Annotated in this window: 18 protein-coding genes; 12 read left to right on the forward strand and 6 right to left on the reverse strand. The window is 58.7% G+C overall.

From position 1 onward, the window contains the following. The 8 genes from KW849_RS23095 to KW849_RS23130 form a co-directional block, all read left to right on the forward strand. A partial coding sequence (locus tag KW849_RS23095; protein ID WP_218429155.1) for an NAD(P)(+) transhydrogenase (Re/Si-specific) subunit beta occupies window positions 1–137 on the forward strand: 137 nt, incomplete at its 5' end. Window positions 138–350: 213 nt separating this feature from the next. Beyond that, window positions 351–1,844 (forward strand): acetyl-CoA hydrolase/transferase family protein, encoded by a 1,494-nt coding sequence (locus KW849_RS23100; protein WP_108218708.1) that lies wholly within the window; start codon window positions 351–353, stop codon window positions 1,842–1,844. 319 nt (window positions 1,845–2,163) lie between these two features. Further along, window positions 2,164–2,379, forward strand: a complete 216-nt coding sequence (locus KW849_RS23105) for a DUF1127 domain-containing protein (protein WP_108218709.1) — start codon at window positions 2,164–2,166, stop codon at window positions 2,377–2,379. A gap of 258 nt (window positions 2,380–2,637) precedes the next feature. Further along, entirely contained in the window at window positions 2,638–2,847 is a 210-nt protein-coding gene (locus tag KW849_RS23110) for a DUF1127 domain-containing protein (RefSeq protein WP_218431414.1), read from the forward strand. A 143-nt stretch (window positions 2,848–2,990) separates the two neighbouring features. Beyond that, window positions 2,991–3,311: a DUF2388 domain-containing protein gene (locus KW849_RS23115; RefSeq protein WP_218431415.1), complete on the forward strand. Its 321-nt coding sequence runs from the start codon at window positions 2,991–2,993 to the stop codon at window positions 3,309–3,311. Window positions 3,312–3,418: 107 nt separating this feature from the next. Next, window positions 3,419–3,736: a DUF2388 domain-containing protein gene (locus tag KW849_RS23120; RefSeq protein WP_218431416.1), complete on the forward strand. Its 318-nt coding sequence runs from the start codon at window positions 3,419–3,421 to the stop codon at window positions 3,734–3,736. Between the two features lie 27 nt (window positions 3,737–3,763). Next, window positions 3,764–4,084, forward strand: coding sequence for a DUF2388 domain-containing protein (locus tag KW849_RS23125; protein ID WP_218431417.1), 321 nt, complete (start codon window positions 3,764–3,766; stop codon window positions 4,082–4,084). Continuing rightward, a complete protein-coding gene (locus tag KW849_RS23130) occupies window positions 4,081–6,042 on the forward strand; it encodes a DUF4105 domain-containing protein (protein WP_218431418.1) in 1,962 nt (653 codons plus the stop codon). Before KW849_RS23125 ends, KW849_RS23130 begins: the two co-directional genes overlap by 4 nt. A gap of 63 nt (window positions 6,043–6,105) precedes the next feature. On the opposite strand, the gene trpA is transcribed toward KW849_RS23130, so the two are convergent. After that, complete coding sequence (gene trpA / locus KW849_RS23135) at window positions 6,106–6,918, reverse strand: tryptophan synthase subunit alpha (protein ID WP_218431419.1); 813 nt, start codon at window positions 6,916–6,918, stop codon at window positions 6,106–6,108. After that, a complete protein-coding gene (gene trpB / locus KW849_RS23140; protein ID WP_218431420.1) occupies window positions 6,918–8,138 on the reverse strand; it encodes a tryptophan synthase subunit beta in 1,221 nt (406 codons plus the stop codon). The genes trpA and trpB overlap by 1 nt, the downstream gene beginning before the upstream one ends. Window positions 8,139–8,262: 124 nt before the next feature. On the opposite strand from trpB, the gene KW849_RS23145 reads away from it, so the two are divergent. Then, a complete protein-coding gene (locus KW849_RS23145; protein ID WP_218431421.1) occupies window positions 8,263–9,156 on the forward strand; it encodes a LysR family transcriptional regulator in 894 nt (297 codons plus the stop codon). Here the strand turns inward: KW849_RS23145 and KW849_RS23150 are convergent. Beyond that, entirely contained in the window at window positions 9,153–9,476 is a 324-nt protein-coding gene (locus KW849_RS23150) for a YqjD family protein (protein ID WP_007969764.1), read from the reverse strand. The two genes, KW849_RS23145 and KW849_RS23150, sit on opposite strands and share 4 nt — an antisense overlap. Window positions 9,477–9,633: 157 nt before the next feature. On the opposite strand from KW849_RS23150, the gene KW849_RS23155 reads away from it, so the two are divergent. Both KW849_RS23155 and KW849_RS23160 read left to right on the forward strand, forming a co-directional pair. Continuing rightward, a complete protein-coding gene (locus KW849_RS23155) occupies window positions 9,634–9,849 on the forward strand; it encodes a dodecin (RefSeq protein ID WP_015092929.1) in 216 nt (71 codons plus the stop codon). 123 nt (window positions 9,850–9,972) lie between these two features. Then, a complete protein-coding gene (locus tag KW849_RS23160) occupies window positions 9,973–10,194 on the forward strand; it encodes a DUF1161 domain-containing protein (RefSeq protein WP_218431422.1) in 222 nt (73 codons plus the stop codon). Window positions 10,195–10,262: 68 nt separating this feature from the next. On the opposite strand, the gene KW849_RS23165 is transcribed toward KW849_RS23160, so the two are convergent. Continuing rightward, the gene (locus KW849_RS23165; protein WP_108218718.1) at window positions 10,263–11,264 is read right to left on the reverse strand and encodes an LLM class flavin-dependent oxidoreductase; all 1,002 of its coding nucleotides are present in this window, start codon (window positions 11,262–11,264) and stop codon (window positions 10,263–10,265) included. A 390-nt stretch (window positions 11,265–11,654) separates the two neighbouring features. On the opposite strand from KW849_RS23165, the gene KW849_RS23170 reads away from it, so the two are divergent. Further along, entirely contained in the window at window positions 11,655–11,888 is a 234-nt protein-coding gene (locus KW849_RS23170) for a DUF1161 domain-containing protein (RefSeq protein ID WP_218431423.1), read from the forward strand. Window positions 11,889–11,892: 4 nt separating this feature from the next. On the opposite strand, the gene KW849_RS23175 is transcribed toward KW849_RS23170, so the two are convergent. Then, window positions 11,893–12,315 (reverse strand): hypothetical protein, encoded by a 423-nt coding sequence (locus KW849_RS23175; protein ID WP_218431424.1) that lies wholly within the window; start codon window positions 12,313–12,315, stop codon window positions 11,893–11,895. A 41-nt stretch (window positions 12,316–12,356) separates the two neighbouring features. After that, complete coding sequence (locus KW849_RS23180) at window positions 12,357–12,779, reverse strand: hypothetical protein (protein ID WP_218431425.1); 423 nt, start codon at window positions 12,777–12,779, stop codon at window positions 12,357–12,359. Window positions 12,780–12,794 lie beyond the last annotated feature (15 nt).

Consider the following 12,794-nt stretch of genomic DNA (forward strand, 5'->3'; position numbering starts at 1 on the left):
CCATCATCGTCAACAAGCGCTCGATGGCCAGCGGCTATGCCGGTCTGGATAACGAACTGTTCTACCTGGACAAGACCATGATGGTGTTCGGCGACGCCAAGAAGGTCATCGAAGACATGGTCAAGGCTGTCGAGTAACCCTCTGCGGTACACAGAACGCCCCGACTCGTCGGGGCGTTTTTGTTTGCGCAAATCGTCGGACAAACCATTCTTTTGTTACCGATCCGGTAACGGTGTTTTGCTTGAAAGACCCGGAATAGACGCCTCGATTGCGACCTTGGTAGCGGGACAGAAGCCGGCGCAATTCACTAGACTGCACGTCCTGCTACCTGTTGCCCGAGATAACAATCCATGTACCGTGACCGTATTCGCCTGCCTTCGTTGTTGGACAAAGTGATGAGCGCTGCCGACGCTGCCGCTCTGATTGAGGACGGCATGACCGTCGGCATGAGTGGCTTTACTCGCGCTGGCGAAGCCAAGGCCGTCCCCCAGGCGCTGGCCGAGCGTGCCAAGGTCACGCCGCTGAAGATCAGCCTGATGACTGGCGCAAGCTTGGGCAACGACCTCGACAAGCAACTGACCGAAGCCGGCGTGCTGTCGCGACGCATGCCGTTTCAGGTCGACAGCACCCTGCGCAAGGCGATCAATGCCGGCGAGGTCATGTTCATCGACCAGCACTTGTCGGAAACTGTGGAGCAATTGCGCAACCAGCAATTGAAGCTGCCGGACATTGCCGTGATTGAAGCCGTAGCGATCACCGAGCAAGGGCATATCGTGCCAACCACCTCGGTCGGCAACTCGGCCAGCTTCGCGATTTTCGCCAAGCACGTGATCGTCGAGATCAACATGGCGCACAACCCGAACCTCGAAGGTCTGCACGACATCTATATCCCGACCTACCGTCCAACCCGCACGCCGATTCCACTGGTCAAGGTCGACGACCGCATTGGCAGCACCGCCATCCCGATTCCTGCGGAAAAGATCGTCGCCATCGTGGTCACCAACCAGGCTGACTCACCCTCCACTGTGCTGGCACCGGACGCCGAGACTCAGGCCATTGCCGACCACCTGATCGACTTCTTCAAACAGGAAGTGGCAGCCGGGCGCATGACCAACAAGCTCGGCCCGCTACAAGCCGGTATCGGCACCATCGCCAACTCGGTGATGTGTGGCCTGATCGACTCGCCGTTCGAAGACCTGACGATGTATTCCGAGGTGCTGCAGGACTCGACCTTCGACCTGATCGACGCTGGCAAGCTGAGTTTTGCCTCGGGCAGTTCGATCACCCTGTCGAGCCGGCGCAATGCCGACGTGTTCGGCAATCTGGAGCGCTACAAGGACAAACTGGTCCTGCGCCCGCAGGAGATCTCCAACCACCCTGAAGTCGTGCGCCGCCTCGGCATCATCGGCATCAACACCGCCCTGGAGTTCGACATCTATGGCAACGTCAACTCCACCCATGTCTGCGGTACACGGATGATGAACGGCATCGGTGGCTCGGGCGACTTCGCGCGCAACGCGCACCTGTCCGTGTTCGTGACCAAGTCGATCGCCAAGGGTGGTGCGATCTCCAGCGTGGTGCCGATGGTCAGCCACGTTGACCATACCGAACATGACGTCGACATCCTTGTGACCGAAGTCGGTCTGGCAGACCTGCGAGGCCTGGCACCGCGGGAGCGTGCCCGGATCATCATCGACAAGTGCGTGCACCCGGATTACCGCCAGGCGCTGAATGATTACTTCACCGCCGCGTGCGCCATCGGCGGGCACACCCCGCACATCCTGCGTGACGCCTTGAGCTGGCACATAAACCTGGAAGAAACCGGGCAAATGCTGAAGAAGTAATTGGTACAGATTGCAGCTGGCGCAAACACAGGTTCGTCAGCTTGCTCTCGCCTCTTCGTAATATTGAAAAAACTGTACTGCTGTACCGGTCATTTCCTAGGGAAAACTCCTACCCCATCGGGCAAAAACAGCAATTTCGCACCTTAATAGTGCGTACAGGTACAGTTGCCTCAATTTCGACCAGTACACCCCCTATAAACAGTTAACTGAGCCCTCACAATACAGATGAACTGTATCTACAGAGACTAGGCAAACGAGAGGATCATGGGCACCAGTTAAACCACTACCTAATCCCGCCATAAGCGGAAGGATGACCACCATGGAACGTACACTCAGTTCCGATCTGTTCTTTCAAGACACTGCTGCAAAAACCCAGGCCTCCCTGCCTCTGCGCGTTATCGCCAATCTGATGCTGTGGCAGCGCCGCATCACCAGCCGCCATCAACTGGCTCGCCTGGATTCGCGTCTGCTGGCTGACGCCGGGATTAGCGAAGCACAACGCTACGAAGAGCTGAGCAAGCCGTTCTGGCGCTAAGTTAGCGTCGCTGGCTCTGACCTGAAGGTCCACCGCCAGCAACCCGAATTGAAAAAACAAGACCCGTCGTGGGAAACCACGACGGGTTTTGTCGTTTTGGCCTGTCAAATCTGCTTTTACAGTAGGGAACCGTGAACACCAGTACAGTTTGAAAAAACAACTAACTGGATGAGTACAATATTGTCGCGGTGTGTCTGTAGCGGATATTCGGCCAGTGTCAGCATGGAGCTCTCCACTTATCAGGACAGGGACCTCACCATGAGTTCTTTACAGGATGTTTCCACCCCATCGGTTCAATCGAGACCTTGCTTGAGCTGGGCTAGACACCTGTTAACAGGTGTCTTCGCTAGTTTGGAAAGGGCGAGAACACGACGTTTACTGGCTCAACTCGATAATCGTCAGCTATCGGATCTCGGCATCAGCCACGCCGACCGCATCAATGAATTGGATAAACCGTTCTGGCGCTGACTTCCTGTTTGCATGACGGGCTGTTCGAACTGACACACTCAGGCCTAATATCAAACTAGAACGTGGCGAGCGCCAAGCGCCTGGCGTCTGACTTTGCAGACACTGCGCCATTTTTCAATTGGTTTACCCTAAGGAGTTACCCCATGTCCCGTCTTCGCCTGCTTAGCGCTGCGACCCTGTTTGCCGTGGCTGCCAGTGCCCAAGCCAGCAGCTTCATCGTGACCACTGACGCTGTCGTCAACGCGCTCAAAGCCACGTCCGATGCGACCTCCGACGTCATCTCGTCTTCGTTCAAGGATGACAAGATCGTCCTCGCGGCCCGTGACGACGCTGCCAGCTTCGTCGCCAGTGAAGGTTCCATCCGCGGCGTGAAACTGGAAAGCGCCATCGACCACATTCACCGCCAGGCGCCACAGCTGAACGCAACCGACGCCCAACTGGCGCAAGCGATCCTGACGATCTAAACGACTGCACAGACATGGGGCACGCCCGGCGCGCCCCAATGTTTCGGCGCTGGCTCTAGAACGGGCCTTGCGCTAGGCTTGAGACTCACATTCAACTGTCGAGCCTCATGCGTTTCCCTTCAGCTTTATTGATCGCTCCAGTCTTTCTTACCCTTGGCTGCTGCGGATCAGCCCACGCTTATGACGCCTTCAACCTGTCCACCCAAGGCATCGTCGCCAGCGGTTACGCCACAAGTTTGGTGACCAGCGCCCCCTTCGACCATAAACTGCTGCTCGCCGCCCAGGATGACGCTGCGGCATTCATTGCCAGTGACGGCCAACTGAGAGGCGCACGACTGGAGTCGGCCCTGCGGTATCTGCGCCGAACCCAGGCAAAACTTCATGCCAGCGACCTTGAACTGGCACAAGCAATTCTCGTCCAATAGTTATCCCTGTTTTTCTGGAGTCATTCCATGCGTAACCCGCTGATTGCTGCCACCTTAGGCCTGCTACTGTTGGCCGATGTGGCCCAGGCACATACTCTGGTTGCCACCAGTAATATTCTGATCCGTGCTACCCAGCGCACCCTCGATTTCACCTCTGACACCACAACGTCCATTCGCGATTCGAAAATCGTGCGCGAAGCCCAGGACGACGCCGCCAGTTTCGTTGCCAGCAATGGCGACATTCGTGGCGCTCACCTGGAATCCGCTTTCGACTTGCTGCGCACCCGCGTGCCGCAAGCGCGCGACGCCAGTGACCAGGACCTCGCCGAAGCCATCCTCGCACTGTGAAGCGTCCATGCGCCTGGCTGCTGGCTGGGGCCGTGTTGCTGCTCGGCAACACGGCCCACGCAGGCCTTCAGTTACAGCTCAAAACCGCAGGTTTGACACCCGCACAACAGCAAGCCAGCCAGGCGTTGCTCGATGAAGCCATGCAGGCGCTGCCGCCACGCTTTATCGAGCAACTCGATCGACGCATCGACGTTGGCTGGACCGATGACATGCCACGCAACGCCTACGGTCAGGCATCACTGGTGTCCGAGCTCGATCTGAACCGCAACCTGCTGGCCGGCCTCACCGATGGCAGTGCCGCGACCAGGAAAACCCATCGTCCCCATGGCACCGTGCGCCGGGAAATGCTGGCCACGGTTTTGCACGAGCTGACTCACATCTACGATCGCTCACGCCTGTGGCCGGATGCCGAACGCAAGCTGATTCAACGCTGCACCCAGCGCAACAACAGCTCAGGGCTGGTTGGCATTCCCGACCAATGCCGGGGCCAGTCGGATCGGCGTTTTACCCTCAGTGATGATCCACGCCTGCTCGACCTCGCCGGTTGGCAGCAATACGTAGGCCGTCGCGGTGAACGCGAACAGCACAACCGCCAGATTGCCCGCAGTCCGGATATCTACGAGACCAGCAGTCCAAAGGAATTCGTCGCGGTCAACATGGAGTATTTCCTCCTCGACCCGAGCTACGCCTGCCGCCGACCCGCACTGTACCGCTACTACAAGGAACATTTCGGTTGGGCGCCCGCCGCCAAAAACACCTGCAATAAAACCTTCGCGTTCCTCAATGCCGGCAACGACTTCGCCAAGACACCTTTGGGCCAGGTCGATCCGGAGCGGGTGTATGCCGTTGACTATCTGCTGGCCGAAGCTAACCAGAACCTGTTCAGCCGCTGGGGCCACAGCATGTTGCGCCTGGTGATCTGCGCCCCGGGCAGACCACGCGGACCGGATTGTCGACTGGACCTGGACCAGCATCTGGTGCTGTCGTACCGGGCCTTCGTCGGCGACGTACAGCTGTCGAGCTGGGATGGTCTGGTCGGTAAATACCCGTCGCGGCTGTTTATCCTGCCGCTGTCCCAGGTCATTGACGAATACACCAAGACCGAACTGCGCAGCCTGGCCTCCGTGCCCCTGAACCTGTCGCGCAGAGAGATTGAAGACGTGGTGGGACGTGCCGCCGAGATGCACTGGAGCTATGACGGCAACTACTTCTTCCTGTCGAACAACTGCGCAGTGGAAGAACTGAAATTGCTGCGCGGCGGAACCAACAACCCGCAGTTGGTTGGACTCGACAACATCATGCCCAACGGTTTGCTGGAAGTGCTCAAGGGCCGAGGACTGGCGGACACCAGTGTGCTGGACGACCCACGGGAAGCCCTGCGCCTGGGTTATCGTTTCGACTCCTTCCGCGATCGCTATCAAGCCATGTTCGAAGTCCTGAAAAAGCACTTGCCGATCAAACAGGAAACCGTCGAAGACTGGCTCGACTTGAAAGCCGCGCAGCGTCGGCAGTGGTTCGAGCAGGCTGATTTGCGCACCAGTGCGGCGTTGCTTCTACTGGAGCAAGCGAGTTTCCGTCGGCAGTTGCTGTTGGCCCAGGATGAAGTGAAACAGCGTTATCTGGGCGCCCGAGAACTGAAGAATGGCGGCATGGACAAGGCCAACGAGACGCTCAAGGACATTCTCGCCAACAGTGGCTTCCTCAGCCGACCGGCGGAGCTGCTGGGCACCAACGGTTATGGCTTGCCACAGTCGAGCGAGTGGGAGCACCTGGAATCGGAAAGCAGCCAGCGCCAGAAGCAGCTCCTGGCGCTGTCCGGGGACCTGGACAAGGAAGTGAGAGCGTTGCTTGAACCGGGCCGTGCCGCCGAAATGGCTGCCAATGAGGCCAACGTGAAACAGATTGGCGAGCACCTGCGCAAATTGCACAAGGCGTCAGGCGGGATAGAGTTGCCTTGATACCGCAACCTTATGGGAGCGAGCTTGCTCCCACAAGGTTTACAGCGTTTAGGAGCTTTACCTTCAGCTGACGCGGGCTTTACGCACGCCGTCCGCCAGTGCCGAGCACAGGCTCAGCACACCATCCACGGCTTGTTCCGGGGAGGTGGCATTGGCGATCTGGTCGATCAATGCCGAACCCACCACCACTCCATCAGCCAAGCGAGCGATGGACGCCGCCTGCTCTGGGGTACGGATACCGAAACCGATGCTGATCGGCAGGTCGGTATGGCGGCGCAGACGGGCGACCGCTTCCTCGACGTGTTCGAGCGTGGCGGCACCGGCACCCGTCACACCAGCCACAGAGACGTAGTAGACGAAGCCGGAGCTGCCGTTGAGAACGGTCGGCAGGCGCACATCGTCGGTGGTTGGCGTGGTCAGGCGGATAAAATCCAGGCCCGCGGCCTGCGCCGGGTCGCACAGCTCGCCGTTATGCTCCGGCGGCAGGTCGACCACGATCAGGCCGTCAACGCCGGCCTCTTTGGCTTCGGCGATGAAGCGCGGCACGCCGTACATGTGGATCGGGTTGAAGTACCCCATCAGCACCAGCGGCGTATCGTTGTTGTCCTGGCGGAACTCGCGAACCATTTGCAGGGTTTTCGCCAGATTCTGCTTGGCACCCAACGCACGGATGTTGGCGAGCTGGATGGCCGGGCCGTCAGCCATCGGGTCGGTGAAGGGCATGCCCAGTTCGATCACGTCGGCGCCAGCCGCCGGCAAGCCCTTGAGGATGGCCAAGGACGTGTCGTAACCCGGGTCGCCGGCGGTCACGAAGGTCACCAGGGCGGCGCGGTTCTGTTCCTTGAGTTCGGCAAAACGCGTTTGCAGGCGGCTCATCAGTGTTTCTCCTGCTTTGATTGTTCCATATGGTGCATCACGGTCTGCATGTCTTTGTCGCCACGGCCGGACAGGTTGACCACCATCAGGTGATCCTTTGGCAGGCTCGGTGCGCGCTTGAACACTTCAGCCAGGGCATGGGCGCTTTCCAGGGCAGGGATGATCCCTTCCAGACGGCAGCACTGGTGAAACGCGGCGAGGGCTTCGTCATCGGTCACCGAGGTGTACTGAACGCGCCCAATGTCGTGCAACCAGGCGTGTTCCGGGCCGATACCCGGGTAGTCCAGGCCAGCAGAGATCGAGTGGGCGTCGATGATCTGGCCATCGTCGTCCTGCAGCAGGAAGGTGCGGTTGCCGTGCAACACACCCGGTACGCCGCCGTTCAGGCTGGCCGCATGCTTGCCGGTCTCGATGCCGTAACCGGCAGCTTCAACGCCGATGATTTCCACGCTCTTGTCGTCGAGGAACGGGTGGAACAGGCCCATGGCGTTGGAACCACCGCCAATGCACGCCACCAGGCTATCTGGCAGACGGCCTTCCTGGGCTTGCAGTTGCTCACGGGTTTCCTTGCCGATCACGGCCTGGAAGTCGCGAACCATCGCCGGATAAGGGTGCGGACCGGCCACGGTGCCGATCAGGTAGAAGGTGCTGTCAACGTTGGTCACCCAGTCACGCAGGGCTTCGTTCATCGCATCCTTCAGCGTGCCGGTGCCGGCCACCACCGGGATCACCTCGGCACCCAGCAGCTTCATGCGAAACACGTTGGCCTGCTGACGTTCGATGTCAGTGGTGCCCATGTAGATCACGCAATCCAGACCGAAACGCGCGGCGACGGTGGCAGTGGCCACACCGTGCATGCCGGCGCCGGTCTCAGCGATGATGCGCTTCTTGCCCATGCGCCGCGCCAGCAGGATCTGGCCGATGCAGTTGTTGATCTTGTGCGCGCCGGTGTGGTTCAGCTCTTCGCGCTTGAGGTAGATCTTCGCGCCGCCACAGAACTCGGTCAGACGCTCGGCGAAGTACAGCGGGCTTGGACGTCCGACGTAGTCGCGCTGGAAGTAGGCCAGTTCCTCCTTGAATGCAGGATCTTCCTTGGCCAGCTCATATTCACGGGCCAGGTCGAGGATCAACGGCATCAGGGTTTCGGCAACGTAGCGACCGCCGAACGCGCCAAACAGGCCGTTGGCATCAGGGCCGTTGCGCAGATTAGTCTGGGTCATTTGGCGCTCCAGTTGAATGCGTGAAGTGATGCATAAAGAGATAGTGGGCTTCACTCTACCCCTGACGCCCCGGCCTGAAAACCGATAAGATCGCCACAACCTGTCAGGAAAACTCACAGATCCCATGAGCCATGACCTTCCTCCGCTGAACGCGCTTCGTGCCTTCGAAGCCACTGCCCGCTTGAACAGCGTCAGTCAGGCGGCCGAACAGTTGCACGTCACCCATGGGGCCGTCAGCCGGCAACTCAAGGTGCTTGAAGAACACCTCGGCGTAAGCCTGTTCATCAAGGACGGTCGCGGCCTGAAACTCACAGATGCCGGGTTACGCCTGCGCGACGCCAGCAGCGAAGCTTTCGAGCGCCTGCGCAGCGTTTGCGCCGAACTCACACAAAGCACAGCCGATGCGCCATTCGTGCTCGGTTGCTCGGGAAGCCTGCTGGCGCGCTGGTTTATCCCGCGACTGGGGAGACTCAATGCCGACCTGCCGGACTTGCGCCTGCACTTGTCGGCCGGAGAAGGCGATCTCGACCCGCGAAGGCCGGGGCTGGATGCCTTGCTGGTATTTGCCGAGCCCCCCTGGCCCGCGGACATGCAGGTTTTTGAGCTGGCCAGCGAACGCATCGGCCCGGTCATGAGCCCACGGTTCACCGGCTATGAACGGCTCAAGGACGCGCCGGACACTGTACTGCTGAGCGAGCCTTTGCTGCACACCACCTCACGCCCGCAAGCCTGGCCGAGCTGGGCGCAACCACGCGGACTCGACGCCAGGGCGCTGAAGTACAGTCAGGGATTTGAACATTTGTATTACTTGCTGGAAGCCGCCGTCGCGGGTCTGGGTGTGGCGATTGCCCCCGAACCCCTGGTGGCGGAGGACTTGAAGGCCGGTCGCCTGGTTGCACCATGGGGCTTCAGTGAAACCCCGGCACACCTGGCGTTGTGGCTCCCCAAGCGCGCCGCGGACGGGCGCGCCCGGCAACTGGCGCAGTGGCTCAAGAACGAACTGCGTCGAACGGATTAATCACGCTTGCACAACAGATAAGCGGCCAGCAGGCCTAATGCGCCCACGGCGACACCGGCTGTTGTCCAGGGGTGTTCCTGGGCGTAGTCCCGGGTGGCAATCCCGGTTTCGCGGGTTTTGACCTTGACCTCTTCATAGGCATCGGCCAGCAAATGGCGCGAGTGCTTCAAGGCATTCTCGGCGTTGCTTTTCAGGGTCTTGAGTGTTTTACGCGACTCGTCCGAGGCGTCGTCCTTCAAGCTTTCCAAAGACTTGAGCAGACTCTCGATCTCGGCTTCCATGCTTTGCAATGAGGCTTTGCGTAACGAGGTGTTGGCCATGGTGGCTCTCCTGCATTGGTGATGAGTGGCATGTGTTGATTGGGACTTCAGGGGTTCGAGAAAGTGCAGAAAACCTGAACTTCATCCACAGAGCGACCAACAGAAAAAATAGGAAAAATCACTGCTAGGCTGTAATTCACACGCCGAGGAGAACGCCATGTCTGACCATCACACCTACAAGAAAGTCGAGCTGGTTGGCTCGTCCACCAGCAGTATCGAAGATGCAATCAACAACGCTCTGACCGAAGCCAGCAAGAGCATCAAGTACATGGAATGGTTTGAAGTGACCGAGACCCGTGGGCACATCAGGGACGGTAAGGCTGCGCACTTTCAGGTGACCTTGAAAGTCGGGTTCCGGATTGCCAGCAGCTGACTTTGGGCTAGTCTTCTGAACTTGCACGCCAGCCGAATGCCATAGGGAATGGCAAAGCGCTCCATGAGCGCGTCCGGCTGACGGCTGGTTACCCCTATGATCCGACCAGGGAAAATGCAACCGATGAAGAAGTTTATGTTGGCAGTAGGTTTGTTGAGCCTTGCAGGGACCGCATTGGCGGTCGGCAAGCCATGCGACGAGCTGAAAGCCGAAATCGCAGCGAAACTTGATGCCAAGGGAGTTTCCGGATATTCGCTGGAGATTGTCGATAAAGGTGCCGCTGCCGGCGGGCAAGTAGTTGGCAAATGCGAAGCAGGCGCCAAAGTGATCGTCTATAAAAAATAGGCCGATTCCCGTCTCAATGAAAAAGCCGACGCCATGGCGCCGGCTTTTTTATGCCTGTCGTTTGAGTATCAGCCTCGCATGACCTGCGCCAGCAACTCGTAGGAATGCACGCGATCCGAATGTTCGTACAGGTCACTGGTGAAAATCAGCTCGTCAGCCTGGGTCTGTTCGATCAGGACCTCGAGTTTGGCGCGGATTTTCTGGGGGCTGCCGATCATGGCCAGGCCAAGGAAATCGTGCACGGCCTCTTTCTCATGGGGCAGCCACAGGCCGTCCATGGTCTTCACCGGTGGACGCTGTACCAGGCTTTGGCCACGCATCAGGGCGAGAATCCGCTGAAACACCGAAGTCGCCAGGTAATCGGCCTGCTCGTCGGTATCGGCTGCCACTAAAGGCACGCCGAGCATCACGTAGGGCTTGTCCAAAACGGCTGACGGCTTGAAGTGATTGCGGTAGACCCGAATCGCTTCATGCATGTAGCGCGGTGCGAAATGCGATGCGAAGGCGTAGGGCAAACCACGCTCACCGGCCAGTTGCGCACTGAACAGGCTCGAACCCAACAACCAGACTGGCACATTGGTCCCGGTGCCCGGCATGGCGATGATGCGCTGGTCCGGAGTACGCGGCCCGAGATAGCGCACCAGCTCCGCGACATCTTCCGGGAAATCGTCGGCACTGCCGGAGCGTTCACGACGCAGCGCACGTGCGGTCATCTGGTCGGAACCGGGCGCGCGCCCCAGGCCCAGGTCAATGCGGCCCGGATAAAGACTTTCCAGGGTGCCGAACTGCTCGGCAATCACCAACGGTGCGTGGTTGGGCAACATCACCCCACCCGAACCGACTCGAATGGTCGACGTGCCACCGGCCAGGTAACCGAGCAATACCGAAGTCGCGGAACTGGCGATGCCGTCCATATTGTGGTGCTCAGCCACCCAGAAACGGTTGTAACCGAATTTCTCGACGTGCTGCGCCAGATCCAGCGAATTGCGCAGCGACTGGGCCGCGCTGCCGTTCTCGCGCACCGGCACCAGATCGAGGGTCGAGAACTTGATATCGGACAGTCGTTTCATAAACCTGCTTCTCCAAATGAGGGTGCAGGTTTGTTCTTGCGAATGGAAACCTGCCGAATCCAAAAGCGTGTACATGCAATGTGGGCATATACCCGAGTTTCAATAGCCCGGTAAAAAATCCCGCGAAAAAAGCAGATTGATCGGACAGTTCTGCCCGGTGTCCAAGGTGCTGAATGCGAAGATCGGCCTGGAGGCAACATTGGTCGACCAGGTTTCTGTTGAGAACAAAAGATCGCTGCCTTGAGCAACATGCCGGGATCATTCGGCAAAAAGTGCTCAAGTCTGCGATCTTTTTTGCGTCGCGACAGATTTGCCCGCTAAAACTGTGGTCGAATAAACGACAGCAGCGAAAACCCACGACTGTGCGCGCTGCGTCAAAGGAGCTTCAACATGAAACGTTTTGCCCTGGCGGTTATCTGTTGCGCACTGACCACTTCGGCCCTCGCGGCACCTAAACCCTGCGAAGAACTCAAGGCCGAGATCGAAGCCAAGATCCAGGCCAGTGGCGTCACCGCCTACACGCTTGAAATCGTCACCAACGACGAGGTCCACGACCAGAACATGGTCGTTGGCTCGTGCGAAAACGGCACCAAGAAAATCATCTACCAGAAGAACGACCGCTGACACCTCACATCAAGCAGTAAGACTCCCGATCTTCTGCAACGATCTCCCGCTTGGCGTTGTATAGCCTGGCTTCAGGGGTGAAGGCAATCGAGCGGCCTTCAAGCACATAACGTTGGCCGGCTTCGAAATGATCGAAGTTGATGGTCAAGTAACATATACGTTCAGAAGGGCCGCCCATCATGTTCAAGCCCCCGCCGCCAGGTACTTCGAAGTCGAAGCGGACGATCAGTTCATGGCTGCCAGGCATAACCTCAAAAAAACGCCCGTCGGACAAGCGCTGTTTATCCAGACGCTCAGCCATCAGCAACTTATCGTTAGGGAAGGGCGTGGAAAATTCGACCCAGGCCATCTTTGGATTAGCCGTTGGCATCGGGCTCTGACAGCCAGCGACAATGCTGGCAGCCAGCAACAACATCAACCTGTACATGATGAATGTCCCAAGGGGTTATACATTCAGCATAACGCCGATCAGGTGTGTTGACAGCCCGCAGGCGTGCCTTGGCCAATCACTTTTCGCTGTTCATCGTAGAGTTTCGCCCAAGGCCGAAAACCGATGTTCCCCACCTTTAGCCGATAACGCTCGCCCGCGTTGAAGTCGTTGAATTTCACGTTCAACTGGCAATCGCGCCACAACGGTTCGGCATCAGGGCCGATGTTGGTGGGCTGGACCGAGAATTGGTAACGGACCGTCAGCTCATGGCTACCGGGCTGGACCTGGAAATAGCGTTTGTCGCCGGTGGCCTTGTCATCGACCTCCAGCGCCTGCAAAGTCGTATCTTCTTGCTTCGAGTCCAGGTCGATCCAGGCTTGCGCAGGATCAGGGCGGGGTAGTCCGAAAAAAGCACAGCCGGCCAGCATCAGCAGGCCTCCTGTCAGTATCAACATGCGCATAGCGGAACTCCAGTC

The sequence above is a fragment of the Pseudomonas sp. PDM26 genome, from assembly GCF_019219185.1.
GTDB lineage: Bacteria > Pseudomonadota > Gammaproteobacteria > Pseudomonadales > Pseudomonadaceae > Aquipseudomonas.

What these genes read in the sequence shown, in the direction of transcription:
- KW849_RS23115 (WP_218431415.1), top strand. Translation starts at nt 2,991, where the DNA reads ATGTCCCGTCTTCGCCTGCTTAGCGCTGCGACCCTGTTTGCCGTGGCT.
- KW849_RS23175 (WP_218431424.1), bottom strand. Translation starts at nt 12,315, where the DNA reads ATGTACAGGTTGATGTTGTTGCTGGCTGCCAGCATTGTCGCTGGCTGT.
- KW849_RS23150 (WP_007969764.1), bottom strand. Translation starts at nt 9,476, where the DNA reads ATGGCCAACACCTCGTTACGCAAAGCCTCATTGCAAAGCATGGAAGCC.
- KW849_RS23100 (WP_108218708.1), top strand. Translation starts at nt 351, where the DNA reads ATGTACCGTGACCGTATTCGCCTGCCTTCGTTGTTGGACAAAGTGATG.
- KW849_RS23160 (WP_218431422.1), top strand. Translation starts at nt 9,973, where the DNA reads ATGAAGAAGTTTATGTTGGCAGTAGGTTTGTTGAGCCTTGCAGGGACC.
- KW849_RS23155 (WP_015092929.1), top strand. Translation starts at nt 9,634, where the DNA reads ATGTCTGACCATCACACCTACAAGAAAGTCGAGCTGGTTGGCTCGTCC.
- KW849_RS23165 (WP_108218718.1), bottom strand. Translation starts at nt 11,264, where the DNA reads ATGAAACGACTGTCCGATATCAAGTTCTCGACCCTCGATCTGGTGCCG.
- KW849_RS23105 (WP_108218709.1), top strand. Translation starts at nt 2,164, where the DNA reads ATGGAACGTACACTCAGTTCCGATCTGTTCTTTCAAGACACTGCTGCA.
- trpB (WP_218431420.1), bottom strand. Translation starts at nt 8,138, where the DNA reads ATGACCCAGACTAATCTGCGCAACGGCCCTGATGCCAACGGCCTGTTT.
- KW849_RS23120 (WP_218431416.1), top strand. Translation starts at nt 3,419, where the DNA reads ATGCGTTTCCCTTCAGCTTTATTGATCGCTCCAGTCTTTCTTACCCTT.
- KW849_RS23145 (WP_218431421.1), top strand. Translation starts at nt 8,263, where the DNA reads ATGAGCCATGACCTTCCTCCGCTGAACGCGCTTCGTGCCTTCGAAGCC.
- KW849_RS23110 (WP_218431414.1), top strand. Translation starts at nt 2,638, where the DNA reads ATGAGTTCTTTACAGGATGTTTCCACCCCATCGGTTCAATCGAGACCT.
- trpA (WP_218431419.1), bottom strand. Translation starts at nt 6,918, where the DNA reads ATGAGCCGCCTGCAAACGCGTTTTGCCGAACTCAAGGAACAGAACCGC.
- KW849_RS23125 (WP_218431417.1), top strand. Translation starts at nt 3,764, where the DNA reads ATGCGTAACCCGCTGATTGCTGCCACCTTAGGCCTGCTACTGTTGGCC.
- KW849_RS23180 (WP_218431425.1), bottom strand. Translation starts at nt 12,779, where the DNA reads ATGCGCATGTTGATACTGACAGGAGGCCTGCTGATGCTGGCCGGCTGT.
- KW849_RS23170 (WP_218431423.1), top strand. Translation starts at nt 11,655, where the DNA reads ATGAAACGTTTTGCCCTGGCGGTTATCTGTTGCGCACTGACCACTTCG.